At 71.2% G+C, this 26756-nt stretch carries 21 protein-coding genes; 13 read left to right on the forward strand and 8 right to left on the reverse strand.

Translation table 11 applies throughout. From position 1 onward, the window contains the following. Window positions 1-36 precede the first annotated feature (36 nt). A complete protein-coding gene (locus ABZ564_RS07775; RefSeq protein WP_360851190.1) occupies window positions 37-1029 on the forward strand; it encodes a hypothetical protein in 993 nt (330 codons plus the stop codon). Between the two features lie 20 nt (window positions 1030-1049). Here the strand turns inward: ABZ564_RS07775 and ABZ564_RS07780 are convergent, their stop codons facing one another. From ABZ564_RS07780 to ABZ564_RS07790, 3 genes are all read right to left on the reverse strand, one after another. Continuing rightward, window positions 1050-1592, reverse strand: a complete 543-nt coding sequence (locus ABZ564_RS07780; RefSeq protein WP_360851193.1) for an MOSC domain-containing protein — start codon at window positions 1590-1592, stop codon at window positions 1050-1052. Window positions 1593-1621: 29 nt separating this feature from the next. After that, a complete protein-coding gene (locus tag ABZ564_RS07785) occupies window positions 1622-1804 on the reverse strand; it encodes a hypothetical protein (protein ID WP_073967032.1) in 183 nt (60 codons plus the stop codon). Between the two features lie 103 nt (window positions 1805-1907). After that, window positions 1908-2951, reverse strand: coding sequence for an acyl-CoA desaturase (locus ABZ564_RS07790; protein WP_360851197.1), 1044 nt, complete (start codon window positions 2949-2951; stop codon window positions 1908-1910). 253 nt (window positions 2952-3204) lie between these two features. Here ABZ564_RS07790 and ABZ564_RS07795 point away from each other — a divergent pair, with 253 nt between their 5' ends. From ABZ564_RS07795 to ABZ564_RS07805, 3 genes are all read left to right on the forward strand, one after another. Continuing rightward, the gene (locus ABZ564_RS07795; protein WP_360851200.1) at window positions 3205-6087 is read left to right on the forward strand and encodes a DEAD/DEAH box helicase; all 2883 of its coding nucleotides are present in this window, start codon (window positions 3205-3207) and stop codon (window positions 6085-6087) included. Further along, entirely contained in the window at window positions 6084-7421 is a 1338-nt protein-coding gene (locus ABZ564_RS07800; RefSeq protein WP_360851203.1) for an SWF or SNF family helicase, read from the forward strand. The genes ABZ564_RS07795 and ABZ564_RS07800 overlap by 4 nt, the downstream gene beginning before the upstream one ends. A gap of 225 nt (window positions 7422-7646) precedes the next feature. After that, the gene (locus tag ABZ564_RS07805; RefSeq protein ID WP_360851207.1) at window positions 7647-8237 is read left to right on the forward strand and encodes a peptidoglycan recognition family protein; all 591 of its coding nucleotides are present in this window, start codon (window positions 7647-7649) and stop codon (window positions 8235-8237) included. Window positions 8238-8271: 34 nt separating this feature from the next. Here ABZ564_RS07805 and ABZ564_RS07810 read toward each other — a convergent pair whose 3' ends face one another. Further along, window positions 8272-8826: a helix-turn-helix transcriptional regulator gene (locus ABZ564_RS07810; RefSeq protein ID WP_360851211.1), complete on the reverse strand. Its 555-nt coding sequence runs from the start codon at window positions 8824-8826 to the stop codon at window positions 8272-8274. Between the two features lie 148 nt (window positions 8827-8974). Between ABZ564_RS07810 and ABZ564_RS07815 the strand changes: the two genes are divergently transcribed. Both ABZ564_RS07815 and ABZ564_RS07820 read left to right on the forward strand, forming a co-directional pair. Beyond that, on the forward strand, window positions 8975-10216 hold the full coding sequence (locus ABZ564_RS07815; protein WP_360851214.1) for a benzoate/H(+) symporter BenE family transporter: 1242 nt from the start codon (window positions 8975-8977) through the stop codon (window positions 10214-10216). Between the two features lie 72 nt (window positions 10217-10288). Beyond that, a complete protein-coding gene (locus ABZ564_RS07820) occupies window positions 10289-12082 on the forward strand; it encodes an ABC transporter ATP-binding protein (RefSeq protein ID WP_360851218.1) in 1794 nt (597 codons plus the stop codon). Window positions 12083-12121: 39 nt separating this feature from the next. Here ABZ564_RS07820 and manD read toward each other — a convergent pair whose 3' ends face one another. Then, a complete protein-coding gene (gene manD, locus ABZ564_RS07825; RefSeq protein ID WP_360851221.1) occupies window positions 12122-13336 on the reverse strand; it encodes a D-mannonate dehydratase ManD in 1215 nt (404 codons plus the stop codon). A 78-nt stretch (window positions 13337-13414) separates the two neighbouring features. Between manD and ABZ564_RS07830 the strand changes: the two genes are divergently transcribed. After that, window positions 13415-14617: an MFS transporter gene (locus ABZ564_RS07830; protein WP_360851320.1), complete on the forward strand. Its 1203-nt coding sequence runs from the start codon at window positions 13415-13417 to the stop codon at window positions 14615-14617. A 125-nt stretch (window positions 14618-14742) separates the two neighbouring features. Next, the gene (locus ABZ564_RS07835) at window positions 14743-15153 is read left to right on the forward strand and encodes a hypothetical protein (RefSeq protein WP_360851224.1); all 411 of its coding nucleotides are present in this window, start codon (window positions 14743-14745) and stop codon (window positions 15151-15153) included. Window positions 15154-15183: 30 nt separating this feature from the next. Here the strand turns inward: ABZ564_RS07835 and ABZ564_RS07840 are convergent, their stop codons facing one another. Continuing rightward, window positions 15184-17571, reverse strand: coding sequence for a glycoside hydrolase family 9 protein (locus tag ABZ564_RS07840; RefSeq protein WP_360851227.1), 2388 nt, complete (start codon window positions 17569-17571; stop codon window positions 15184-15186). A gap of 273 nt (window positions 17572-17844) precedes the next feature. Here ABZ564_RS07840 and ABZ564_RS07845 point away from each other — a divergent pair, with 273 nt between their 5' ends. Genes ABZ564_RS07845 through ABZ564_RS07860 form a run of 4 tightly spaced genes read left to right on the forward strand, consistent with a single transcriptional unit; the run spans window position 17845 to window position 22376 of the window. Then, a complete protein-coding gene (locus ABZ564_RS07845) occupies window positions 17845-19311 on the forward strand; it encodes an APC family permease (protein ID WP_360851230.1) in 1467 nt (488 codons plus the stop codon). Further along, entirely contained in the window at window positions 19308-19745 is a 438-nt protein-coding gene (locus tag ABZ564_RS07850) for a hypothetical protein (RefSeq protein ID WP_360851233.1), read from the forward strand. Before ABZ564_RS07845 ends, ABZ564_RS07850 begins: the two co-directional genes overlap by 4 nt. Continuing rightward, window positions 19745-21109: a dipeptidase gene (locus ABZ564_RS07855; protein WP_360851236.1), complete on the forward strand. Its 1365-nt coding sequence runs from the start codon at window positions 19745-19747 to the stop codon at window positions 21107-21109. The genes ABZ564_RS07850 and ABZ564_RS07855 overlap by 1 nt, the downstream gene beginning before the upstream one ends. A gap of 13 nt (window positions 21110-21122) precedes the next feature. After that, window positions 21123-22376 (forward strand): threonine/serine exporter family protein, encoded by a 1254-nt coding sequence (locus ABZ564_RS07860; RefSeq protein WP_360851239.1) that lies wholly within the window; start codon window positions 21123-21125, stop codon window positions 22374-22376. A 25-nt stretch (window positions 22377-22401) separates the two neighbouring features. On the opposite strand, the gene ABZ564_RS07865 is transcribed toward ABZ564_RS07860, so the two are convergent. Both ABZ564_RS07865 and ABZ564_RS07870 read right to left on the reverse strand, forming a co-directional pair. Then, window positions 22402-24237 carry a SpoIIE family protein phosphatase gene (locus ABZ564_RS07865; RefSeq protein WP_360851323.1) on the reverse strand — a complete coding sequence of 612 codons (1836 nt, stop codon included), beginning with the start codon at window positions 24235-24237 and terminating at the stop codon, window positions 22402-22404. A gap of 218 nt (window positions 24238-24455) precedes the next feature. Next, entirely contained in the window at window positions 24456-24617 is a 162-nt protein-coding gene (locus tag ABZ564_RS07870) for a hypothetical protein (RefSeq protein WP_360851242.1), read from the reverse strand. 203 nt (window positions 24618-24820) lie between these two features. On the opposite strand from ABZ564_RS07870, the gene ABZ564_RS07875 reads away from it, so the two are divergent. Continuing rightward, window positions 24821-26722 (forward strand): ABC transporter ATP-binding protein, encoded by a 1902-nt coding sequence (locus tag ABZ564_RS07875; protein WP_360851245.1) that lies wholly within the window; start codon window positions 24821-24823, stop codon window positions 26720-26722. The last annotated feature ends 34 nt before the right edge of the window (window positions 26723-26756 follow it).

Here is a 26756-nt window from a genome sequence, read left to right on the forward strand (position 1 = left end):
GCGCCGACGGAAACCGTGACGGATGAGGAGGGTGCAGTGGCCGGGACGGACGACACGGTCGCCGACGACGCACTGTTTGTGCTGACCGCGATCCTGCTGACCCCCGCGCAGTTTCCCGGTGTGCTCGGTGACGACTATCCGGCTGCGTGCGCAGCGCTGCGGCTGGAGCCGTATGCCGAGGGGTACGGGCTGGTCCTGGGCCAGGACGGCGACGGCGCCCGGTGGACCGTCGTCGTCGACGACGTGTCCCTGGTGGCGGTGGCCATCGCGTCCTGGGACTGCGGCATGGAGTACGACCTGTCGCCGGACGACCGCTCGGTGGTCTGCGCGCTCCCCGGCTGGCCGCTCGACCTCGCCGTCGCCGCGCCGGGGGTACCCGCGCCGCACGACCCCGTGCACGATCCGGAGGCGGACGGCGAGGACCTGGTTCCGCTCTCGCCGCCGGACACCTCCACGTGGGGGCCGGCCCAGCGTCGGCTGGGCGCGGACGCCATCGCCTCGCAGTGGGCCGCCTGGCGCGACCAGATCGACGACGCGACGGATTTCGCAGCGGCGGGCGGGGCGGCCAGGACGGCAATGGAGGCAGAGGCTGGGGCTGGGGGCGACACGGAGGCCGCCCGAGGGGACGCGGAGGGTGTCTCAGAGCGGGACGGCGACCACGGTGCCGAGGCCGCGACTGCCCGCCCCGAAGCAACCGACGGCGAAGCAACCGCCCCCGACGGCGAACCCCAGCCGTCGGCCGCCGCCGGCGCTTCGGGCCCGCACCCCGGCATTCGGCGGGCTCTGGCCTCGGCCCGCGCCTATCTGGACGATCCGCCGCCGCCCGGCCGAGTCCGGTCCTCCTTCGCAGCCGGGGACGCCCGGCTGATCCGGGCCGACGGGCCCGGCTGGTCGATGGTGGCCAGGACCGACGACATCGCCTTCCTGCTCCTGGACGAGGTACCGGGCGAGATCCTGCCGGTCGGGCGCGGACCCGAACTGCCGGGGCTGCTCACGGGGCTGGACGCGCTGGCCGTGCGGCCGTCCTGACCGGCGGAGGGATCAAGGGGTCAGACGCGTTCGAGCGGGCGGTGGGGCTCGGCGGGGAGTTCGACCTCGACCGGGTCGCCGGGGCCGACCACGCCGCCCGTGACAACGACGCTCATGATCCCGGCCTTGCGAACGATGTCGCCCGTCTCGTCCCGACCGATGACCTGCTTGAGGAGACCGTTCTGGAAGTTGTCGATCTGCAGGCACGGGTTGCGCAGCCCGGTGACCTCGACGACGGCCTCGTCACCGAGGTGCAGCCGCGTGCCGACGGGCAGCGCCAGCAGATCGATGCCGCGCGTCGTTATGTTCTCCCCGAGCTCGCCCGGCGCCACGTCGAAGCCCGCCGCGCGGACCTCGTCGAACAACTCCTCGTGGATGAGGTGGACCTGGCGCAGGTTCGGCTGCTTGGGGTCCTGGGCGACCCTGGAGCGATGCTTGACCGTCACCCCCGCGTGCACGTCCCCTTCCACCCCGAGGCCGGCCAGCAGCGTCACACTGTCGCGGTTCGGCTTGGTGAAGGTGTAGGTCTCGTTCCTGCTGACAGCGGTGACGGTGCCACTCATGGCGGGCTTCTCCTCTCGGCAGCCGGCCTTCAGCGGCCGATCTCCTTGCGTGTGATCCTACGGAGCCGCCGGCGCTGGCCCGGGTCCAGGGCGAGATAGGCGAGCGTGGGAACTCCGACGAGCACCAGCAGGGACAGCCAGAACCCGATGAACGGCATCAGGACGACTGCGACGACGACTCCCCCGATGGCTACCTTTGCGCTGTTCGACATCGTCCGTGCCTCCTTCGCGGCCCGCGGCCGCCTCTGATGGAAAGAACGTCTGTACGTCCTCATCGGTTCCTGGTTCCCCGCTTCCTCGTCCGCGTGCGGCCGGTCACCGCAGCGGCGCACCGACCTCGTGCATATGGGCGAGCGCCTGCCGGTAGGACTCGACGGGTCCGGTCTCCGCGTACGGCAGGCCGAGCGCCTCGCAGTGGGCCTTGACCAGGGGCTGGGCCAGGCGCAGGTGCGGGCGGGGCATGCTCGGGAAGAGATGGTGTTCGATCTGGTAGTTGAGACCGCCGAGGAACCAGTCGGTAAGGGCCGCTCCCCGTACGTTGCGCGAGGTGAGGACCTGGCGCCGCAGGTGGTCCCATCGGTCCCCGTCGGGGTCGGGCATCTCCATGCCCTTGTGGTTCGGGGCGAAGGCCATGCCGAGGTGGAGGCCGAAGAGCGCGTGGTGCACCAGCGCGAAGACGACCGCCTTGCCCGGGGACATGACACCGAGCAGAAGGGTGGCGTAGAGGCCGAGGTGCGCGGTGAGCAGGAGGGCGGAGAGGGCGCGCTCGCGCACGGGCTGCTGCTTCAGGTACTGGAATCCGGAGATCTTGAGCGCGATGCCTTCGAGAAGCAGCATCGGGAAGAACAGGCGGGCCTGGTTGCGGGTGAGCCAGCGGGCGAAGCCCTCACGCTGCGCGGCCTGCTTCTGGGTCCAGACGAGCGCGCCCACGCCGACGTCCGGGTCCTTGTCGACGTGGTTGGGGTTGGCGTGGTGGCGTACGTGCTTGTCGTTCCACCATGCCTCGTTCATGCCGAGCAGCAGGTTGGCGTGGAACAGGCCGATGGCGCGACTCGCCCGGCGGTTGCCGGATATCTGGGCGTGCCCCGCATCGTGTCCGACGAACGCGGTGCGGGACCAGACGAGGGCGAGAGGCAGGGCGAGCAGCAGAACCCACCAGGTGTCGCCCAGCAGGGCCATACCGGTGACCACGGCTGTCAGGGCGAGGAGATTGACGGTGATGCCCGCTGCGTACCAGCCGGTGCGCCGTTCGAGGAGTCCCCTCGCCTTGACTGCGCGCAGCAGGGGCGCGAAGTCGCTTCCTGTGTTTCCGGCTCCGTCGCGTGTTCGTTCCGCGAGGGCAAGGGTGGCCTGGGGCATGGTGTCTCCGGTCTCGAATCCGCTCCGACCTCACGAAACGTACGGCTGGAGGGGCCGGGGGAACCATGGCGCCACCACCCGAGGTGTGCTGGTGCCAACCCCCCGAGGGCATGGGGGTCCGCCCGCACCGGGTGCCCCACACACAACCAACAGCGTGTCGCAGGTCACACATGGGAAGGGGTCTTCGTCGCGAGACTTGGAGTACCCTCGGCGACTCGGCCGACTAGTCAAATTTGAGGACTCTGACATCGCTGTGCACAGCCTCTCCTCCGTTTCCCTCTCCGAGATCTCCGCGCTCACCGGCTGTTCCGTGGTCTTCCTGCCCTCGGATCCCTCCCGCACCGGCCACCTCGCCTTCTGGCACCCCGACGGCAGCAGCCCTCCCGAAGGCCCTGGGGAGACCGTGGGGCTGACGGTGGCCGGCGCCGATGCCCTCCCGTACGAGGTGCCTGCGCGCCTGCTGCCGGTAAGTGACGCGCTGCCCGTGCTGACGCGTGCACGGGCAGCGGCCGATACCTCCGAAGCTATGGCGTTCTGGGGCTCGGCAGCACTGCTGGCCCTGCAGTTCGCCGCCCGTGGTCTGCTCCTGCCGGGACTGAGCGCGACGGACTACGACACCTGGCGGGCCGCCCCGCTGAACGCGGACGACCAGCTACGCATCCGCACCCTGGCCGCCTCCATGCCGCCCACGGCCCACGCCGTGCCCCTCGACGCGGCGGCCCGGCCGCTGCTCCTGCCCGAACCGGAGCGGCTGGTACGGGCGTTCCTCGACGCGGTCGCCGACTGCCTGCCCCGGACCCCCGCCGCGCCGCTGGCCGCAGGCTCTCCGGGGTTCACCGCGTCGCAGCCGCAGCATCTGCCCGGCCATCGCGCCTGGGCCGCCGATGTCGCGGCCGGCCATGACGCGGGCGTGCGGCTGTCGCTGCGCGTGGAGGTTACGGGCCTCGACCGGGACGACGAAGCGGGGACCGGCCCGTCGTTCCGCGTGGTTCCGCAGATCCACAGCGTCAACGATCCGGCCGTGGTCGCCGACGCCGCCGAGATCTGGGCGGGCGGCGGCCCGGCCGCGACGGCCTTCGGACCGCGTGCCCGGATGGACGCCCTGCTGATGCTGCGCCGGGCGGCCCGAGCCTGGCCCACGCTGACCCCGCTGCTGTCGGCGGCCGTGCCCGACGCGGTGGAGCCGGCCGACGAGGAGATCACCGAACTGCTGGGCAGCGCCGCCCGGGCGCTCTCCGCGACGGGGGTCAAGGTCCACTGGCCCAGGGAGCTGACAGCCCGCAAGCTCACGGCGTGCGCGGTGATCGGACCGGACGGCGAGGAGGACCACGGCGCGCCCCGGGGTCTTTCGCGGAGTGCGTCGGACGCCGCGCCCCTGCTGTCGTCCGACGCCCTGCTGACCTTCAACTGGTGGTTCGCGCTCGGCGACCAGCAGCTCAGCCGCGAGGAGCTGGACCGGCTGGCCGAGGCGGGCAGGCCACTGGTGCGGCTGCGAGACCAGTGGGTGCTCATCGATCCCGACGAGGCGCGGCGCGCCCGGGAGACCCAGGACCGCAAGATCACCCCGATCGACGCGCTGGGCGCGGCACTCACCGGTTCCGCCGAGGTCGGCGGCCGACAGGTCGAGGTCAGGGCGACAGGCTGGCTGGAGCGGCTGCGCGAGCGGGTCGCCGACCCCGCCGCCCCGCAGGACGACGAGCCGGCTGCCGGTCAGCCGGCCGCGCTCACCGCGACCTTGCGGGACTATCAGCTCCGTGGTCTGAACTGGCTGCACAGCATGACCTCGCTCGGACTGGGCGGCTGCCTCGCCGACGACATGGGGCTCGGCAAGACGATCACCCTGATCGCCCTGCACCTGCACCGCCAGACCGTCGAAGGCGGCGCCGGACCGACGCTCGTGGTCTGCCCGACCTCGCTGATGGGCAACTGGCAGCGCGAGATCGAGAAGTTCGCCCCTGGCACTCCGGTCCGCCGCTTCCACGGTTCCTCGCGCGGTCTGGAGGACCTGGCGGAGGGCGGTTTCGTCCTCACCACGTACGGGACGATGCGGCTGGACGCGCCGAAGCTCGCCGCCACGCGGTGGGGCATGGTCGTCGCGGACGAGGCGCAGCACGTGAAGAACCCGTACTCGGCGACGGCCCGCGCGCTGCGCACCATCGGCGCCGGGGCGCGGGTGGCGCTGACCGGCACCCCGGTGGAGAACAACCTCTCCGAGCTGTGGGCGATCCTCGACTGGACGACGCCCGGGCTGCTGGGCCGGCTCGGCGCGTTCCGCACCCGGTACGCGCGGGCCGTGGAGGGCGGCGACCCGGCCGCGGCCGAACGGCTGGGCGCGCTGGTGCGTCCGTTCCTGCTGCGCCGGCGCAAGTCCGATCCCGGTATCGCCCCGGAGCTGCCGCCGAAGACGGAGACGGACCGGGCGGTGTCGCTGACGCCGGAACAGGCGGGTCTCTACGAGGCGGTGGTCCGGGAGACGCTGGCGGCGATCGCGGATGCCGACGGCATGGCCAGGCGCGGGCTCGTGGTGAAGCTGCTTACCTCGCTCAAGCAGATCTGCAACCACCCGGCGCAGTACCTCAAGGAGGAGGAACCGCGGATCGCGGGCCGTTCGGGAAAGCTGGAACTGCTGGACGAGCTGCTGGACACCATGGTGGCGGAGGGGACCGGGGTCCTCGTGTTCACGCAGTACGTCGCGATGGCCCGGCTGCTCGAACGGCATCTGGCGGCGCGCGGCATCGGTACGCAGTTCCTGCACGGCGGCACACCGGTCACCGCGCGGGAGGCGATGGTGAACCGGTTCCAGGCGGGTGAGGCGCCCGTGTTCCTGTTGTCGTTGAAGGCTGCCGGCACCGGGCTCAACCTGACCCGGGCGGGCCATGTGGTGCACTTCGACCGCTGGTGGAACCCGGCGGTCGAGGCGCAGGCCACCGACCGCGCGTACCGGATCGGGCAGACCCAGCCGGTGCAGGTCCACCGGCTGATCGCCGAGGGGACGATCGAGGACCGGATCGCGGACATGCTGGCCCGCAAGCAGGGTCTCGCGGACGCGGTGCTGGGTTCCGGCGAGAGCGCGCTGACCGAGCTCAGCGACGCGGAACTGGCCGATCTGGTGGAGCTTCGAGGGGGGACGCGATGAGGGACGGATACGAGGCCGACGATTTCGCCGAGAGGGGCGAGGAACGGGAGGAGGGGGTCTCCGCGCAGGAGCGCACCTTCGCCGCTCTCCCTCCGGCTCCCGGCCGTGGTTTCGCCGCTTCATGGTGGGGCAAGGCGTGGCTGAAGGCGCTGGAGGACACCGCTCTGGACGGCCGGCAGCTGAAGGAGGGGCGCCGGGTGGCCCGGGAGGGCCGGGTCGGCGCCGTATCGGTGCGGCCCGGCCGGATCACGGCGGTGGTGAGCGAGCGGGACGGGAGCACGTACCGCAGCGACGTGCTGCTCCAGGAGCTGGACGAGCAGGAGTGGGACCGCTTCCTGGACATGGCGGTCGAGCGGGCGGGGCACATCGCGGCGCTGCTCGACCGCGAGATGCCGCCGCATCTGGTCGAGGACGCGGCGGCGGCCGGGGCGGACCTGCTTCCGGGCATAGGTGACCTCGAACCGGAGTGCACGTGCGAGGCATGGGACCACTGTCCGCACACCGCAGCCCTGTGTTACCAGGTGGCGCGGCTGCTCGACCAGGACCCGTTCGTGCTGCTGCTGATGCGCGGGCGCGGTGAGCGGAGGCTGCTGGACGAGCTCCAGGAGCGGATCGCGGTCCCGTCCGGGGCACAGGAGGACGCGGCCGCCCCCGAGGAGCGGACGGCTGGCCCGGAGGTGACCGGCGTACCGGCAGCTCAGGCGTATGCCACGGGCGGCATCCTGCCCGCGCTGCCGACGCCACCGGAGCTTCCCGAGGCGCTGGGCACGGCCCCTTCGCTCGACACGGAGACCGACCCCGAGGCGGGGGTGGACCCGACGGCGCTGGAGATGCTGGCGAGGGACGCCGCAGCCCGGGCCCACCGGCTGCTGGCTGACGCGCTGGCGCCGGGCCATGAGCACCGGCCGGTGGCCGAGGGCCTGACCGTGCGCCAGGACGCGGTCCGGCTGGCCGCCGACGCCCACCCCGAACCGTGGATCATGAACCGGCTGGCAACCGGCTCGGGGCGCCCCCGCGCCGGTTTCCCGGCCGCCGTCGCGGCCTGGCGGTACGGGGGCGCGACCGCGCTGTCCGTGCTCGACGAGGACCGGCCCCTGGAGGGCGAGGTCCTGGCCCGGGCGAGGACCCGGCTGGCCGAGGCGTGGGAGGAGGACGAGGCACCCCGGCTGCTGGCCGAGCACAACCGCTGGACGTCGGTGGACGGCAGGATCCAGCTCCGCTACGGGCCCGACGGACGCTGGTATCCGTACCGCAGGGAGGACGGTCAGTGGTTCCCGGCGGGTCCGGCCGACGAGGACCCGGCGGCTGCCTGGGCTGAGGCGGAAGGCATCTGACGGCGGGCCGACACTTCTTCGACGCGCCGTCACATGCCTGTTCTTCAAAAGGATTTGGGTATCCTCCCGTCTTCCGCGACATGCGCGGCGCCCGTACGGTAGGGCCCGCACACGGCTGGTGCCGCGGACAGCGCGTTCCGGTCACCGGACGGGCTGCCCGGTGACCACCCGCGGCACCGCACCATCCGTATCCCCCTGACCGCCCCACCCCCCACAGGAGTACGCATGGAACGCAGAAGAATCCTCCAGGGCGCCGCGGTCGCGGCGGCAGGCGTGCTGCTTCCCGCTTCCGTCCGGGCCGCTGCCGCGACGACGGGCGCCACGGATTACCCGGCGGCGCACTGGGTACCCGCCTCGACGTCCAACTACACGGTGTCCTCGCGTCCTTCGGCGTACCCCGTCCAGTACGTCGTCATCCATGTCACCCAGGAGACGTTCTCCGACACGGTGTCCATCTTCCAGAACCCGGCGAAGCAGGTGTCCGCGCACTATGTGGTGCGCTCGGGCGACGGATACATCGACCAGTGCGTGCGGGAGAAGGACATCGCATGGCACGCGGGCAACTGGAACTACAACACGCGCAGCATCGGCATCGAGCACGAGGGGTGGGTGGATCAGCCCTCGTACTTCACCGACTCCATGTACGAGCAGTCGGCGCTGCTGACGGCCTCCATCTGCGACCGCTACAAGATCCCCAAGGACCGGGCCCACATTCTCGGCCATGTCGAGGTGCCGGGCACCGACCACACCGACCCGGGCACCCACTGGGACTGGGTCCGCTACATCCGTCTGGTCAATCTCCTCGGCACCGGCTGAGCGACGCTCCGGGGGGGGCGGGGCCCGGCGGCGCTCAGCTCCGCCCCTCCCTCACGACCGGACTGCGCACGAAGAGGACGCCCTGCACATCGCCGTCGGGCGCGCTGTAGACATGGGGCGCGTCGGCCCTCCACCGGGCGGATACCCCGGGCCCGACCGTGCTGAGGTCACCAGGTCGCCCGACGACCGCGGTGCCCGCCAGCACCATCAGGCTCTCCGACGTACCCGGCACATGAGCCTCCGACTCCTGGACGGCCCCGGCGCGAATGGTCACCCGGAACACGTCGGTGACCGCCTCCCCGTCCTCGTACCGCTCCAGCAGGACCGCGGTGACCGCGCTGCCCGAGACGCCCGACAGGCTCTCGGCGGGGGCACCGTCCGGCGGATCACTCAGTACCGCGCTGAGGGGGCGGCCCAGGGCGGTGGTGAGGGCGTACAGGGTTTCCAGGGTGGGGTTGCGGCGGCCGCTCTCCAGCTCGGAGAGCGTGCCCTTGCCGACCCCGGAGCGCCTGGACAGCTCCGACAGGGACACGTCCATGCCGTGCCGTAGGGCGCGCAGCCTTCGCCCCACGTCTTCGTTCAGCCCCATCGCCGTCCGCCCGCTCGCTGTCGTGGTTGACGGGCCCGGGCCCGCGTCTCTAGTGTTCCACAAACAGAACGTTCCGTATACGGAACACCTCGCGGGCATGCCGGACCACCGGTCTCGCACCGCACCGCATTCCGAAAGTGGCTCACTCATGTCCGCGTTGACCCGCATACGTTCGGCCGCGCCCCTCTCCGCCGTGGCCGCTGGACTGATCGCCGTGATGGTCGGGGTCACCAGCTCGGCGGCGCTGGTGTTCACCGCCGCGAAGGCCGCCGGGGCCGACGCGCGCGAGATCTCCTCCTGGATGCTCGCGCTCGGTATCGGTCTGGCCTGCACCTGTGCCGGTCTGTCGCTGCGCCACCGGGCCCCGGTGGTGACCGCGTGGTCGACGCCCGGCGCGGCACTCCTGACGACGGGCCTGACCGGCGTCTCCATGCCCCAAGCCGTCGGCGCGTTCATTTTCTCCGCGCTGCTCATCCTGGTGAGCGGTGTCACGGGGTGGTTCGCCCGGGTCATGAGCCGCATCCCCGTCCCGCTGGCCGCCGCCCTGCTCGCCGGGGTACTGCTGCGGTTCGGTACGGGCCTGTTCAGCACCATGCACCACAGCTTCGCAGTCGCCTTCCCGATGTTCGTCATCTATCTCCTGGGCCGCCGTCTGCTGCCGCGTTACGCGGTGCTGCTGGCGCTCGCGGCGGGCGTCGTGGCCACCCTGTTCACGGGCGGCTGGCAGACGGGCCGGGTCCACCTCGCCCTGGCCACACCGGTCTTCACCGCACCCGAGTTCGACTGGAAGGTCCTCGTCAGCGTCGGCGCGCCGCTGTTCGTCGTCACGATGGCCTCGCAGAACCTGCCCGGGATCGCCGTGCTGCGCGCCTCCGGGTACGACGTGCCGGTGTCCCCGCTGATGACGTGGACCGGCGCGGCCAATGCGATGTTGGCCCCCTTCGGGGCGTTCGGGCTCAACCTCGCCGCCATCACGGCCGCCATCTGCACGGGCGAGGAGGCCCATCCCGACCGGGACAAACGCTATCTGGCCGCCGTGTGGGCGGGGTTCTTCTACCTCTGCGTGGGGCTGCTCGGGGCGACCGTCGCCTCGCTCCTCACGGCCATGCCGCACGAACTAGTCATGGCGATCGCGGGCATCGGCCTGCTCGCGACGATCGAGTCCTCGCTGACCTCGGCGCTCTCCGACAAGGAGTCGCGCGAGGCGGCCGTGGTGACCTTCCTCGCCACCGCCTCGGGCGTGACGCTGCTGGGTATCGGCTCGGCGTTCTGGGGGCTGCTGGCCGGGCTCGTCACCAGCGCGATCGCCTCGCTCGGGCGCCCCGGCCGCACAGGCCCGACGCCGGAGAAGCAACCCCGCGAACTCCCCGTCCGCCAACCGCTTACGTGACCGCGCCCGCATCCGCGTCCTGTCCGTGGAACACAGTTGCCCCGGGCCTCGGTCGCGGGGTGGGATGGTGCCATGCAGAAAGCGGTATCCCCACCCTCCGCCGAATCCCTGGCACCCTTCGATCACCTGGACCACCGCTACCGCGGCGAACACCCGGTCCGCACCCTCGCTCTGCTCTTCCGCCCGGACCGGGGGCGGCTGGCCCTCGCCGTCGTCCTCTTCACCGTGAAGCACAGCCCCATATGGCTGCTGCCACTGATCACCGCGACGGTGCTGGACGTGGTGGTCCAGCACGGCCAGGAGTCCGAACTGTGGCAGGCCACCGGCCTCCTCCTGTTCATCCTCGTCCTCAACTACCCGCTCCACCAGTGGTACGTACGGTGCCTCGGCGGCAGCATCCGCCGCATGGGCATCACCCTGCGCTCGGCACTGTGCCGCCGGATGCAGCAGCTTTCCGTCGGCTACCACGCCCGGGTCAGTTCGAGCGTGCTGCAGGCCAAGGTGGTCCGCGACGTCGAAGCGGTGGAACAGATGGTGCAGCAGAGCGCCGACATGGGACTCGGGGCCGTCGTGACACTGGTCGGCGGGCTCGTCGTCATCGGCGTCCGGGTGCCTTCCTTCCTGCCCGTCTTCCTGATCGTCGTCCCCGCCGCCGGGTTCCTCGTGATGAAGCTGCGCGGCCGGCTGCGCAGCCACAACGAGTCCTTCCGTCGCGAGGTCGAGCAGCTGTCCTCCCGCGTCGGCGAGATGACCACCCTCATCCCCATCACCCGCGCCCACGGCCTGGAGCGGACCGCACTGGGCCGCGTGGACGGCTCGCTGCGGCAGGTGTTCGCCGCCGGTCTGCGCCTGGACATGCTCAACGGCCGCTTCGGATCGCTGGCCTGGGTGCTCCTCAACACGCTCGGTGTGCTGTGCCTGACCGGGTCCGCGCTGGTGGCGTACCACGGCTGGATGCCCGTCACCGCCGGTGACGTCGTCATGCTGAGCGCCTTCTTCACCGTCCTGACCGGCTCGGTGACCACCCTTCTCGGGCTGGCCCCCATCCTCACCAAAGGGCTGGAGTCGGTGCGTTCGGCAGGCGAGGTCCTTCAGGCGCCCGACCTGGAGCACAACGCGGGCAAGGCGCAGGTGGAACAGGTCACCGGCCGCATCGACTTCGAGGATGTCGCCTTCGCGTACGACGACGCCCAGTCCGCCGTCGACGGGTTCACGCTGTCCGCGCGACCGGGCGAGACGATCGCCCTGGTGGGTGCGTCGGGGGCGGGCAAGTCGACCGTGCTCAACCTCCTCATCGGTTTCATCCGCCCCACCTCGGGCCGCATCCTGCTCGACGGCACCGACATGGCCGGGCTCGACCTGCGCAGCTACCGGCGGTTCCTGTCGGTCGTGCCGCAGGAGTCGATCCTCTTCGAGGGCAGCATCCGCGACAACGTCACGTACGGCCTCGGGCACACGGACGAGGCGACCTTGCTGCGCGCCCTGGAGGACGCCAACGCCATGGAGTTCGTCCGCCACCTGCCCCAGGGCCTGGACACGGTGGTCGGTGAGCGCGGCGCCCGCCTCTCGGGCGGCCAGAAGCAGCGGCTCGCCATCGCCAGGGCGCTGATCCGCGATCCGAGGGTCCTGGTGCTGGACGAAGCCACCTCCGCGCTGGACAACCGTTCCGAGGCGCTCGTGCAGGAGGCGCTGTCCCGGCTCGTGCACGGCCGGACCGTCTTCGTCGTCGCCCACCGCCTCTCCACCATCCAGGGCGCCGACCGCATCGTGGTCATGGAGAGCGGCCGGATCGCGGAGGTCGGCACGCACGAGGAACTGCTGAACCGTCGCGGGGTGTACGCGGGCCTCCAGCCGGCGTTCCCGTAAAGGCGAAGGGGTCCCGGGCGTCCGGGCCCCCTCCTCCGGTCACCAGTCGTGCACGGTGCCGTCCCGGAGCCGGTTGACCGGCAGATAGGTCTGCTCGTACGGGTGGGCCGCCGCGAGTTCCTCGTCCAGCTCGACACCGATGCCGGGCGTCTCGCCGGGGTGCAGGAAGCCGTCGGTGAAGGTGTACGCGTGCCGGAACACCTCCTCGGTGAGGGCGTTGTGGCCCGAGTACTCCTGGATGCCGAAGTTGTGGACGGCGAGATCGAGGTGGAGGGCCGCGGCCATCCCGACCGGGGAGATGTCCTCCGGCCCGTGGATCGCGCTCTTGATCTGGTACTGCGCGGCGAAGTCGAAGAGTTTGCGCAACGGCGTGACGCCGCCGAAGTGGGTGACCGCGGAGCGCACGTAGTCGATCAGCTGCTCGGTGATCAGTGTCTGGTAGTCGTGCACCGTGTTGAAGACCTCGCCGAGCGCGAGGGGCGTGGTCGTGTGCATGCGCACCAGCCGCAGGGCCTCCTGGTTCTCGGCGGGGGTGCAGTCCTCCAGCCAGAAGGGGCGGTACGGCTCCAGGTCCTTGCCGAGGCGGGCCGCCTGAATGGGTGTGAGCCGGTGGTGCGCGTCGTGGAGCAGCGGTATTTCGGCGCCGAACTCGGCTCGTACCGCCTCGAACACGGCCGGGGTGTGCCGCAGGTAGGCGTCCGTGTCCCAGTCCTCGACCAGGGGCCGGGTCTGCTGGTGAAGGACGGGCGCACCGTGCTCGTCGGTGGTATGCACCCCGTAGACGGCCTTGAGACCGGGGATGCCCGTCTGGATGCGGACGGCGGGGTAGCCCTCGGCCAGCCGCTCCCGCACGGAGTCGAGGAGTTCGGGGATGTCGCGCCCGTTTGCGTGGCCGTAGGTGGCGATGCGGTCGCGGGAGGCGCCGCCGAGCAGCTGGTAGAGCGGCAGGCCCGCGGCCTTCGCCTTGATGTCCCACAGTGCTACGTCGACGGCGGCGACGGCGGCCATAGTGACCGGGCCGCGCCGCCAGTAAGCGCCCCGGTAGAGGTACTGCCAGGTGTCCTCGATCCGGTGCGGGTCCAGGCCGGTGAGCAGGGGCGCCACGTGGTCGGTGAGGTAGCTGACGACGGCGAGCTCCCGGCCGTTGAGCGTGGCGTCACCGAGACCGGTGATTCCTTCGTCGGTCGTCAGTTTCAGCGTCACGAAGTTGCGGCCGGGGCTGGTGACGACGACCTTCGCGTCGACGATCCTCATGAGGGCTCTCTTTCGGGCTGCGACGGATGGCGACCCGTCGCCCTGACCGGGGCCCCGCTGCATAGAGTGACGTGCGTGATGGTGCGTGAGGATACGGGACGAGTGAGCGGCCGCCGGGCGGGGTACGCGGCAGCGGCGATCGTGTTCGCCGTCGGAATGGCCGGCACCACGCTACCGACCCCTCTCTACGGGCTCTACCAGAAGGAGATCGGCTTCTCCGAGCTGATGGTGACCGTGGTCTTCGCCGTGTACGCGGTCGCGGTGATCTCCGTGCTCCTGGTGGCGGGCAACTACTCGGACAAGGTGGGCCGCAGACCCGTGCTGCTGGCCGCGATGGCTCTGTCCGCCGCGAGTGCGGGCTGCTTCCTGCTGGAGAGTGGGCTGCCCCTGCTCTTCGCCGGCCGGGTGCTGTCCGGCGGCGCGGCCGGGCTGCTGAGCGGCGCGGCGACGGCGGCGGTCATCGAGCTGGCGGGCCCCGGGCAGAAGGCACGTGCCGGGTTCGCCGCCACGGCCGCGAACATGGGTGGTCTGGGCTGCGGCCCACTGCTCTCCGGTCTGCTGGCCGAGTACACGCCCTGGCCACTGTCCCTGCCGTTCTGGGTTCACCTGGGTCTGGTCGCCGTGGCGTGTGTCATCACCTGGCGGCTGGCGGAGACCGTGGCCGAGCCACAGCGGTGGCCCCGCCTCGAACCGCAGGGTGTCAGGGTGCCCGCGGAGGTGAAGGGCGTGTTCGTGCCTGCCGCGCTGGCCGCCTTCGCCGGGTTCGCGCTGCTCGGCCTGTTCACCGCTGTGGCGCCGAGCTTCGCGGCGAAGACGCTGGGCGTGCACAACCTGGCGGTGACGGGTGCGGTGGTGTTCTCGGTGTTCTGCGCCTCGACGATCGGACAGTCGCTCGCCCCGCGCATGGGGGTCCGTCGCGCGCTGCCGCTCGGCTGCGCCGTCCTGATCGCCGGGCTTCTGCTGGTGACGTCGTCGTTGCTGGCCAAGTCGCTGGTCGTACTCGTCCTGGGCGCCGTCTGCGGAGGCATCGGGCAGGGGCTCGCGTTCCGGTCCGCCCTCACCCTGATCAGCGAGGCCGCTCCCGCAGAGCACCGGGGCGGCACCATCTCGGCGTTCTTCGTCGTCGCGTACGCCGGGATCTCCGTGCCGGTGGTGGGCGTGGGTGCGATGGCCACCTGGCTGGGGCTGCGCGACGCCGGGCTCGTCTTCACCGGCTGTGTGATGCTTCTGGCGGCGATCTCCGGTACGTACGCGGCGCTCAGGACACCGACCCGGGCGTGACCGGCGACGGATGGCTCATTTCGACGGAACGGCCATATTCCCCCATTCGGGCTATATTTATGTCTTCTCGGCTTTCCCCTTCATTGGGCTCGGGGGTCCGTTCCGACACGAGGATGGTGTGTCCGATGACCGCTTCCACCCGAATCCGCCACTTGCTGGCAGGCGCCACCGCGACCGGCCTGCTCGCCGGCGGAGCCGCCCTGGGGACCGCCGGGGCGGCCTCGGCCGCCCCGGCTTCGGCCCCCGCCCCGGCCGCCACGTCCGCCGTGACCACCCACCACCACGACCACTGCACCTGGCAGCAGGGCCACTGGCAGAAGCAGTGGGTCAAGGGCCACTGGGCGAAGCAGTGGGTCAAGGGCCACTACACCGACCACAAGGTCTGGCACCCCGGACACTACGACCGGAACGGACACTGGCAGCCCGGCCACTGGACCCATCACGTCCAGTGGCACAAGGGGCACTGGGCCACGGTGTACGTCCCCGGGCACTGGGACACGCACTGGGTGAAGGGACACTGGATCTGCCCCCGGTGAGCGGCCGGTGAGATGTGCCGGACGGGCCGGTCAGCGGCACTCCTTCCCGTTGAGCGTGAAGACGGCCGGGTCGGCCGCCGGTGCACCGTTCGCCTGGAACCCGAAGGAGACGCTGCCACCCGCCGGTACGGCCCCGGTATGGGCCGCGTTCTTGACCGTGACCCGGGTGCCGCTCTGTGCGGCGGTCGCGTTCCACGCGTTGCTGAGGCTCTCGGCACCCTGGAAGTCGAAGGCCAGCTGCCAGCCGTCGAGCGGCGTCGAGCCGGTGTTCTTCACCGTCACATCGGCGGTGAAACCTGTGCCCCACGCCTGGCTTACCCGGTAGGTGACCTCACATGCCCCCGGCACGGGGCCGGGCGTGTCCGTCGGATCGGGTGTCGGAGACGGGTCGGGCGTCGTCGTCGGGTCCGGGGTGGTCGTGGGGTCGGGGCCGGGCCCGGGGTCCGTGCCGTCCGGCGCGCTCCCCCACTGGGGCGCCGAGCCCTCAAGGAGCACCATGTGCGGCGCGTCGACCGGGGTGCTGCCCGGAGTCGTCGCCGAGGAGGGGTAGGACCAGTCGTTCGACGGGTCCCAGGCACCGGCCGAGGTGATCCGGAACTGCACCTCCTTGCGGTACGCGGACTGGCCGGCCGGTGCGATGTCCGTGCCCGAGCAGTCCACCGTCGCGTAGTAGACGTCGCCCTCCAGGTGCGTGGGGCCGGTCACCTCGCCGCACTGGTTGTAGTTGGTGCTGAAGCCGATGTCGTCGGGCGTGACGCCCGGCTCCAGCGTGAAGTAGTAGCGCACCGAGGCGTCGGTGAGCGTGCGGGCAGGCCATGCGGACCGGTTGATCAGGTACGCCTTGATCTCGGTGAAGTTGCCGCCTGTCGCGTTCACGGATGCCTGGACGGAGATCTCCGGGCCGTCCGGCTGTTCCGGCTGCGGGAAGTCCGCGAGCGGAGCGCCTCCGTATTCCGCGTAGAGCCGGGCCAGGGCTCCGGTGAAGGCGGCGTTGTAGTCGGTGGCGACCTCGTTGTTGACGTAGTTGGAGCGGTCGTCGGTGTACGAGTCGTCGGCGGCGCTCGGGCCGCCCACCAGCGCCCCGTACAGGGTGTGCCGGCTCTCCACGGGGTTGTTCATCTGGTCGGTCCACGAGCCGTGGGCCGTGCGGTGGTGCGGCTTGGCCGGCGGGTTCTCGCCGAAGCCCACCACATAACTCGACTTGCGCGGGTTGTCGCCGAGCGCGTAGTTGATCTGACGGACCGCGAAGTCGTGGTAGCGAGCCTTGCGGGTGGCGTCACCGGCCAGCCAGTCGGAGTAACTCAGGGCCGCGAAAGCGGTGTTCGCCGCGTATCTGAGCGATCCCCAGCTGTCCAGCACCGCCTGGCCGCCGGGTGAGTAGGGCACCCGCTGTCCGTTGACGCCGACCGTCCACCAGTCCAGCCAACGGTTGGCGTCGTCGATGTACTTCTGCTTGCCGGTCAGCTGGGCGAGCAGCACATAGGCCCCGTAGGAGGTGTCGTCCCAGGAGAGCGTCCAGCGGTAGGACCGGGTGGTGCTCTGCGGCTCGGTCGAGAGGTTGTCGTAGTACGACTCCGCCTTGGCGAGGTACGCGGCATCGCCGGTCGCCTTGTACAGCCAGATCGCACCCCAGACGAGCTCGTCGTTGTACCCGCTCCAGGAGTTGTAGTAACTCTTCGCGTCGGTGATGCAGTCGCTGTACTTCCCCCGGTAGGTGTCCGCGAAGGTGTACAGCTGTTTCGCGTGGGTGATCAGCTTCGTGGCGTACGAGGGGTCGCTCTCGGCGAACACGATCGAGGAGGAGGCCAGGGCCGCCGCCGTCTGGCCGGCCAGGTCGCTGCCGGGACAGGAGGCGTCGATCCTGTACGCCGGACGCTCCATCGGCATCACTTCGGCCGGGCCCCACCACTTGTGGTCGTCCCCACCGTTGCCGACCTGTCCGTACAGCACGTTGGGCGAGGGGTGGGCCTTGAGGAGGTAGTCGTCGACGAAGCGCAGGTTGTCGCGCAGGTACGGCAGCTGGCCGGACGCTTCGTACGCCGCCTTCTGTTCCGCGCCGCCCCAGGCCAGCATGGTGGCCGAGTACGCCATGGGGAGGCCGAACTTCACGTGGTCGCCGGCGTCGTACCAGCCGCCCGTCAGGTCCAGGCCGACGTCCTTGCCGTCATCGAGCGCGGAGTCGCCGCGCCAGGCGACCCGGTTGGTGTCGGGCAGCTTTCCGGACTGCTGCGCCTCGTAGAAGAGCACGGATTTCTGCAGTGCCTCGCCGTAGTCGAAGGCCGGGGCGGCCGCGGCCCCGGTCGGCAGTGACAGCGGCAGCAGGAGGCCGGCGCCGACCGCGAGCGCCAGTGCGACGGCTTCGAGAGGGCGGGGCCTGCGGGATCCTCTTCGCAGGGTGGGGAGAGTGAACGAGCGCAACGGAACTGTCCCTTCGTCACGTCGGTGGGGGTGCCGGGCGGATGCGGGGTGCGGAGGCCCCCAGGGCGTGGGAGCGCTCCCAAGGGCGTTGCTCATGAAGCCAGTTGCCGGGAGAGCTGTCAACGGTTGCGACACAACCCATTTGGCGTAATGGCCACCCGCAAACACCAGTCCGGCCACCCGTTCGGGTGACCCCGCGCGCGGAACGGGGCGAACCGGCCAAGGCTTGCGTTCTGAACGCCCGCACCTGTGGCGTCGCGACCGGAGGTACTCATGAGCGCGATGGACATGCCGGCGGATCTGCCGAAGGACTCGGCACGGACCGTAGCCAGGGCCCGGCCCACGGCGCCCAAAATCAGCTGGCTGACGCTCGCCCTGATGACCACGGCCTCGGTGGCGAGTCTGCGGGCCGCGCCGACGATGGCGGTCTACGGGCTGGCCTGCGTCTTCCTCTATCTCATCCCGGCCATCGTGTTCCTGCTGCCGACCGCGCTGGTCTCGGCGGAACTGGCCTCGGGCTGGCCCGGCGGCGTCTACCGCTGGGTGAGCGAAGGGCTGTCCAAGCCGCTCGGCTTCCTCGCCGTATGGTGCCAGTTCGCGATGACGATCTTCTACTACCCGAGCCTCCTGGCATTCGTGGCGTCCACCATCGCCTACGTCATCGATCCTTCGCTGGCGTCCAACGGCGTGTACACGGCGATCGTGATCATGGTGCTCTACTGGACCGGCGTCTGGGTCTCGTCCCGGGGCACCAAGGCCCTGGCGGGGCTCTCCTCCTGGGGCCTCGTCATCGGGACGCTGGTGCCCGGCACCGTGCTGGTCGTGCTCGGCATCGTCTTCCTCGGACAGGGGAACGAGTCCGCCGCGCCGATGACCTCCGCGCACCTGCTCCCTCAGTGGACCGGGCTCGCCAGCCTCGTACTGATCGTCAACAACTTCCTGTCGTACTCCGGCATGGAGATGAACGCCGTACACGTCTCCTCGCTGCGCGACCCGGCGAAGGAGTACCCGAAGTCGATGTTCCTGGCGATGGGCCTGGTGCTGCTGATCTTCATCCTGCCGGCGCTGGCGATCAGCTGGGTGGTGCCCTCCAGCCAGCTCAGCCTGACGGCCGGGGTCATGCAGGCGTTCGACGCGTTCTTCGCCCACTTCCACGTCGGCTGGATGACACCGATCGCCGCGGTGATGCTGGTGTCGGCGGCACTCGGCGGCATGCTGACATGGCTGGCGGGACCGTCCAAGGGCCTGCTGGAGATCTCCCGGAGCGAGGGCTACCTGCCGCCCTACCTCCAGCGGCTCAACAAGAACGGCATCCAGCAGAACATCCTGGTCACGCAGGGCGTCGTCACCACGGTCATCGCGCTGCTGTACGCGCTGGTCCCGGACGTCTCCAGCGTCTACTGGATCTTCTCCACCATCACCACGCAGGTGTACCTCATCGTCTACCTGCTGATGTTCGTGGCGGCCGTCCGGCTGCGGAAGACCCAGCCGGACCACCCGCGCGGCTACCGCGTCCCCGCGCTCGGCCTGCTGTGCGTGGTCGGCCTGCTGGCCTCGCTCGCGGCCCTGGTCATCGGGTTCGTACCGCCCTCGCAGTTCGGCAACGGCAGCGTCGGCGCGTACGTGGCCATCATCGGCGGCGGTCTCTTCGTCCTCGGCCTGCTGATCCCGTGGCTGTTCCTGAAGCTGCGCAAACCCGGCTGGCGCACGGCAGCGGCCGGTGAGGAGGCCACGTCATGAGCCCCACCCGCTTCGCCTCCGAGCACCGCTGGCTCTATCTCGGCGCGATCGCCGTCCTAGTGGCGCTCGCCATCGCCGGAATCATCCGGTACGAGAAGGTCAAGACGAACAACCAGGCGACGAAGAAGGCCGAGCAGCTCGCCGACGCCGCCGAGGCGGCCGGCTACCCCCGGCCCGACGTCGGCACCATCGAGCGCACCCTGGGCGACGACGGCGGCCAGGTCTGCGAGAAGCCCGGCTCCGCGCTCAAGTCGGCGCTGTGGAAGATCAGCCTGGCCAACGGGGCCACCGGCCCCGGCACCCGCCCCGTGATCGGGGACACCCAGGCGGTCAGGGCGGAGGCGAAGATCCTGGAGATCTACTGCCCGGACAAGCTCGACCAGATCGAGGACAAGCTCGACGACCTCAAGACCGAGAACACCGTGAGGCACTGATGGCTGCCGACGCACTCGCCGGCCGTATCGCCGGGCTGATGTCCCACGCGCGGACCGACCTGACCGAACTGGTCTCCATCCCCTCCGTGGCCGATCCGCGGCAGTACCCGCCCGAGGAGTGCGTGCGGGCCGCCCAGTGGGTCGCCGACGCCTTCACCGAGGCCGGTCTGCGGGACGTACGCCTCGTCGAGACCCCGGACGGCAGCAACGCTGTGATCGGGCACCGGCCGCCCCCACCGGGCGCCCCGACCGTGCTGCTCTACTGCCACTACGACGTGCAGCCCCCGCTCGACGACGACGCGTGGACCACGCCGCCCTTCACCCTGACGGAGCGGGATGGCCGCTGGTACGGGCGGGGCACCGCCGACTGCAAGGGCAACATCGTCATGCACCTCACCGCCCTGCGCGCCCTCGGCGACGACATCCCCGTCGGGCTGAGGTTCGTGGCCGAGGGATCGGAGGAGCAGGGCACCGGTGGCCTCGAAGCGTACGTGGCCGAGCACCCCGAGGAGTTCACCGCCGACGCCCTGCTGATCTGCGACACCGGGAACGCGGCCGTCGGCGTCGGTACCGCCACCACCTCGCTGCGCGGACTGGTGAACGTCGTGGTCACCGTCGACACCCTGGCCGGCGAAGTGCACTCCGGGATGTTCGGCGGCCCGGCGCCCGACGCGCTGGCGGCACTGATCCAGCTGCTCTCCACCCTGCGCGACCCCGAAACCGGGGCGACGCGGATTCAGAAGCTGGACTCCACCGGAACCTGGGAGGGCGCGCACTACGAGGAGGAGCAGTTCCGCCAGGACGCGGGAGTCCTCGACGGGGTCCCCCTCACCGGCACCGGTTCGGTGTCCGATCTGCTGTGGGCCAGGCCGGCCGTCACCGTCCTCGGCATCGACTGTCCACCGGTGGTGGGGTCGTCCGCGGCGGTCCCGCCGACGGCCAGAGCCCGGGTGAGCCTGCGCATCCCGCCGGGGACCGCCCCGGAGGCCGCCCAGCGCGCGCTGACGGACCATCTGACCGGCGCCGCTCCGTGGGGCGTACGGGTCGGGGTGGAACCGGAGTCCGCCGGCGCGCCGTTCCGCGCGGCAACCGACGGTCCCGCGTACCGGGCGCTCGGCGAGGCGATGCAGTCGGTGTACGGCAAGCCGATGACGTACCTCGGACAGGGCGGGTCCATTCCGCTCTGCAACGTCCTCGCGGACGCCTGCCCATCGGCCGAGATCATCCTGATGGGCGTCGAGGAACCGCAGTGCCTGATCCACGCGCCCAACGAGAGCGTCGACCCGACGGAGATCGAGCACATGGCGCACGTGGAGGCCCTCTTCCTCCACGCGTTCGCCCGCGCCCGGCGCTCAGCGCGTTGAGGGGGCGAGACCGATGGGCGAGGCGGCGGGAGCGGACCGGGAGGACGACCACGACGCTCTCACCGGCTTTCTCGCCGGACTGACCCGGCTGTTGCTCGGGAGCAGCGGCGAGGGGGCGGAGCGGGTCGAACGCTCCGTCGTCGTGGCGGCCCGCGGCCTGGGCGGCACCGCGTCGGTGGCCGTGCTGCCCGACGCCGCCACGGTCGTCGTGACCTCGCACGGCAGGAGTTCGACGATCGTCGTGCGCGCCTCCCCCGAGGTCTTCCGGATGGACCGGGTGGTGGCGCTCAAGCCGCTCATGGACGAGGTGGCGGCGGGCCGGCTGGACGTCCGGCGGGCCGGCGGCCGGCTCGCCGCGATCGCCCGCGCCGCTCCCCCGTATCCCTGGTGGGCGAAACTGGTGGGGGTCGTGCTGTTCTCGGTGGGTTTCGCCCCGCTGGTACAGCCGACCTGGTACGAGGTCGGGAGTACGGCGGTGCTGGCCACCGTAGCGGCGTGCCTGGCCGTCGCGGCGGACCGGCTGCCCCGGCTGGCGAAGGTGCTCCCCCTGATCGCAGCGGTCACCGTCTCGCTGCTCGCCCTGGAGCTGTTCGCCCGCTCCCCCGCGCACGGCGGCCCCGTGCTGCTGATGCTTCCCGCCCTGTTCTTCTTCGTCCCCGGGGACTACCTCAGTGCGGCGGCGGCCGAGCTCGCCGCCGGCTACCTCACGACCGGCGCCGTGCGCCTCGTGTACGCGGTCGCGCTCCTGGTCCAGCTCTACGTGGGCGTGGTCCTGGGTCTCGTCATCACCGGCCGCCCCCGCCAGGACCTGTTCGACGTGGCGGCCGGGGCTGATCTGCCGCGCTGGGTGCTCTTCGCGAGCTGGGTCGTCTTCACCGTCGGCGCCCTGCTGGCCTTCGCCGTTCCCGCACGCCTGCTGGGCATGCTCCTGGTTCTCGTGTATCTGACAGTGGGTGTGCAGACGGGCTTCACGCGGCTGCTCGGTGACGTGGGGGGTACGTTCACGGCGGCGGTCGTGCTCGGTGCCGCGGCCACCTGGCTGGCGCGACGGCCCGGCCGCCCGCCGCGGCTGGTCCTGGTGCTGCCGGGCTTCTTCACCCTGACGGTGGGTTCGCTGGGCATGCGCGGGCTGACGGCCCTGGCGGGCGGGTACGCGATCGAGGGCTTCCGTGACCTGACCGAACTGGTCACCGTCGTGACGGCGATCGGCACCGGGCTGCTCCTGGGCGCGGTCCTGGCGCAGCGGCCGGACGGCGCCGGCGCCTGAGGGACGGGGCCGCAGCGGCCCGGTCTCAGCTGCCGGGCGTGCCGTCGGCGTCGTCCGGGGCGGCCTCGTTCAGCGCGAACCAGGCGGTCTTCCCCTCGGGTTCGGGCCGCACGCCCCATTGGTCGGCGAGGATGTCCAGCAGGAGCAGGCCACGGCCCGAGGAGGCGAGTTCGCCCGGGGTGCGCTGGTGGGGCAGTTCGTCGCCGCGGTCCATGACCTCGACGAGCAGCCGGCGCGTGCCCGCCTCGCCGGAGACGGTGGCGTTGAGGGCACCGTCCTGGTCGGTGTGCACGAGGACGTTGCCGAGGAGTTCGGTCGCCAGGAGCACCGCGGTGTCGATCTGGTCGGGGCGCGCCCAGTCGTGCAGCAGCGCCTTCAGCTCGGCGCGGGCCTCGGCCAGCCCCTCCCCCTGGTCCTGGTCGACGGTGAGCACGAGCCGGCGCCGGCTGACCTCGGCGCGGGCGTGGACGGCGTCGCGCCGCAGCAGCAGGAGTGCGATGTCGTCGCCGTCGCGTGCGACGGCGTCCTCCCGCGCGCCGGGGCGGGGGCTGAGGACGGCCGCCATGATCCGGTCGGCCATGCCCTCCAGGTCGTCGTCGGGTCCGGGCGAGAACGCGTCACGCACCCGCACCCAGCCGGTGTACATGTCGTGGCCGCCGTTCTCGATCAGCCCGTCGGTGCACAGCATGAGGATCTCGCCCTCGTGCAGCCGCACGGTGTCGACGGGGTAGTCCTCCTCGCCGGGCATCAGTCCGAGCGGCAGCCCGCCGCTGACGTGCTTGAGGACGCAGGTGCCGTCGGGCATGCGCAGGACGGGGTGCGGGTGCCCCGCGCGCGCGATGTGCAGGTTGCCGGTGGAGGGGTCGGCCTCGATGTAGAGGCAGGTCGCGAAGCGGTCCTCGTCGAGGGTGGTCAGGAAGCGGGACGCCCGTGCCAGTACGGCGTCCGGGCCGTGCCCTTCGGCGGCGTACGCGTGCACGGCGGTGCGCAGCTGGGCCATCAGCCCGGCGGCGTGCACATCGTGGCCCTGGACGTCTCCTATGACGACAGCCAACCGGCCGTTCGGCAGGTCGATGCTGTCGTACCAGTCCCCGCCGACCATGAGCCCCCCGCCGGTCGGCACGTAGCGGGTGGCGACGGTCAGTCCGGTCAGGGCCGCGCCGGCGGTGTGCATGCTGCGGCGCAGGCCCCGGGAGAGTTCCAGTTCGGCGCGGCTGGCCCGGGCCCGTTCGAGCACCTGGGCGATCATGCGTCCGGTGACGGTGAGCAGGGCGCGCTCGCTCGCCGTGAAGTCCATGGGCGTGCGGAAGGCGGCCAGCCAGGCCCCGACGACCCGCCCTGCGGTCACCAGGGGCAGGAAGGCCCAGGCCTCGCGGTTCTTGCGGGCGGACATGTGCCAGGTCGCCGGGAAGCGGCGGCGGTACTCCTGGGTGGAGCCGAGATAGACGGCGCGCCCGGTCCTGGCCACTTCGGCCGCCGGGTAGCCGGTGTTCATCGGCATGCGGAAGCCGCGGGCCGCTCCGCCGGGCCGGAATCCGTACTGCCCGAGTGCCGTCAGGTTGCCGTCGGCGACGCCGAAGACGCACTGGCCGTCGAGCGGGAAGTCAGGGGCGTACAGGCCGGCGGCGAGTCGCAGGGCCTCATCGAGGGTGTCGGCCGCGGCCACCGCGTGTCCGGCCGAGAGCAGCAGGGAGTCTCGGCGCCGTGCCTCCTCCGACGTGCCACCGGCCCGGGTCCCCTCGGCCGTCCCCGGAGGGGACGCGGGGTCGGGGCCCGGCGCCTGCAGCCGGTTCAGTGCCTCGATCTGATCCAGCTCGGCCTCGAACGCGTCGGTCGGTGGCTCATGCCGTTCACCACCCATCCCGCTTCCCTTCGTCCCGAAGTCGTCGGCGACTGTTCGTTCCATGCTCCGACGGGAGAGCCGGGTCCGCAGGACGAGACGTCACCGCCCCGCCGCCGGCCTGTGTCGGACGGTGGATACGGGCATGACACGGGAGGCCCGTCCGCGCGGGCCGGGGCCGGGGGTGCCGAGGGCTCGGCGGAAGCTGGGAAGGAAGCCTGACGGGGACGCTTCAGGGATTACCGGTACGCCGCTGACCTGCGAATATCGCTGAAGTCGATGGCGCGGTCGGCCTCGCGCATGGTCTCTTCAGCCACCCGGCGCACCTCGGCCGGCACGTCCCCGTGCTCCTTCACGAGACCGGCGTAGATCGGTGCTTCGGAACTGTCTGTGAAACTCACGTCGAACTGCCTCAATCGGTCGTGTCTGCCGTCGTCCGGCCGGAAACAGGGGCCGATTCTACGCAGGTTCGAAGCCGGGTCCGCACCGGGCACCGAAAGAATTGACCTCAAGTTCGCTTGAGCTCCTAGCCTTCTGTTCCACACCCCGTCGTCCGAGTCGGCCGCCCGGGGCCGTATCGACCCGTCTGCCCCGGAGGCACCGCATGAGCATGGAAGTCACCGCTTGGTCGTCGCTGCACAGCGCGATCAACGCACAAGCGGACCGCAGACCGTTCTCCCGGGCCACTGTGCGCCGGATCGCCTCCTTCGCCCGGCCGCGCCGTCGGCAGCTCTACCGGTTCCTGCTGCTCAGCGTGATCACGGCACTGCTGGCCGTGGCGACGCCGATGCTGGCCGGCCGGGTCGTCGACGCGATCGTGCAGGGGAAGGAGAGCGGCACCGTAGTACGGCTGGCCCTGCTGATCGCCGTGATCGCCGTGGCGGAGGCCGGTCTCGGCCTGCTGACCCGGCTGCTGTCGGCGACGCTCGGCGAAGGGCTGATCCTGGACCTGCGCACCGCGGTGTTCGACCACGTCCAGCGGATGCCGGTCGCGTTCTTCACCCGGACCCGGACCGGGGCACTGGTGAGCCGGCTCAACAACGATGTCATCGGGGCGCAGCGGGCGTTCAGCAACACCCTGTCCGGGGTGGTCTCCAATGTGGTGACACTGGTGCTGACGCTCGCGGTGATGCTGACCATCTCCTGGCAGATCACCCTGCTCGCGCTGGTGCTGCTGCCGGTGTTCGTCGTGCCGGCCCGGCGGATGGGCTCGCGCATGGCGCGGATGCAGCGCGAGGCGGCCGCGCACAACGCGGCGATGAGCACGCAGATGACCGAGCGGTTCTCGGCGCCCGGTGCCACGCTGGTGAAGCTCTTCGGCCGGCCCGCGGACGAGTCCGCCGAGTTCGCGGCGCGGGCCGGGCGGGTACGGGACATCGGCATCCGTACGGCGATGGCGCAGTCCACGTTCATCACGGCGCTGACCCTCGTGTCCGCGCTGGCCCTGGCGCTCGTCTACGGGCTGGGCGGCTACTACGCGCTGCGCGGGAGCCTGGAGCCGGGTGCGGTCGTGACGCTGGCTCTGCTCCTCACCCGGCTCTACGCCCCGCTGACGGCGCTCGCCGGTGCCCGGGTCGAGGTGATGAGCGCGCTGGTGAGCTTCGAGCGGGTCTTCGAGATCCTGGACCTGAAGCCGCTGATCGCGGAGAAGCCGGACGCCCGCCCGGTGCCCGAGGGGCCCGTCTCCGTGGAGTTCGACGGGGTCTCCTTCGGTTATCCCTCCGCCGACAAGGTCTCGCTGGCCTCGCTGGAGGAGGTCGCGACGCTGGACTCCCGGGGAGGTACGCGGGTGCTGCACGACGTCTCCTTCCGGGCCGAGCCCGGCCGGATGGTCGCCCTGGTCGGTTCATCGGGGGCCGGCAAGTCGACGATCGCCCAACTGCTGCCCCGGCTCTACGACACCGAGGAAGGGGCGGTGCGGCTGAACGGCGTCGACGTACGCGATCTGACCGCCGAGTCGATCCGTGAAACGCTCGGCATGGTCACCCAGGACGGGCACCTCTTCCACGATTCGGTGCGCGCCAATCTTCTGCTGGCCAGGCCCGGCGCATCCGAGGACGAGATCTGGGACGCGCTGCGGCGCTCCCGCCTCGACGGTCTGGTGGCCTCGCTGCCCGACGGTCTCGACACGGTCGTGGGCGAGCGTGGCTACCGGCTCTCCGGCGGTGAGCGCCAGCGGCTGACGATCGCCCGGCTGCTCCTGGCCCGGCAGCGCGTGGTCATCCTGGACGAGGCGACCGCACACCTCGACTCCACGTCCGAGGCGGTCGTGCAGGAGGCCTTGGCCGAGGCGCTGGAGGGGCGCACTGCCGTGGTGATCGCGCACCGGCTGTCGACGGTGCGGGCCGCCGATCTGATCCTGGTCGTCGAGGAGGGCAGGGTGGTCGAGCGGGGCACGCACACCGAACTGCTGGCGGCGGGCGGCCGGTACGAGGAGCTGTACCGGACTCAGTTCGCGTCACCGGACGCGCCGGAGCAGCAGCAGGAGGCCGTGCGGCCCGCCTGACGTGAGCAGCCCCCGGTCCGTGCGGACCGGGGGC

Source organism: Streptomyces sp. NPDC019224 (assembly GCF_040632605.1).
In the GTDB taxonomy this organism is placed as follows: Bacteria; Actinomycetota; Actinomycetes; order Streptomycetales; family Streptomycetaceae; genus Streptomyces.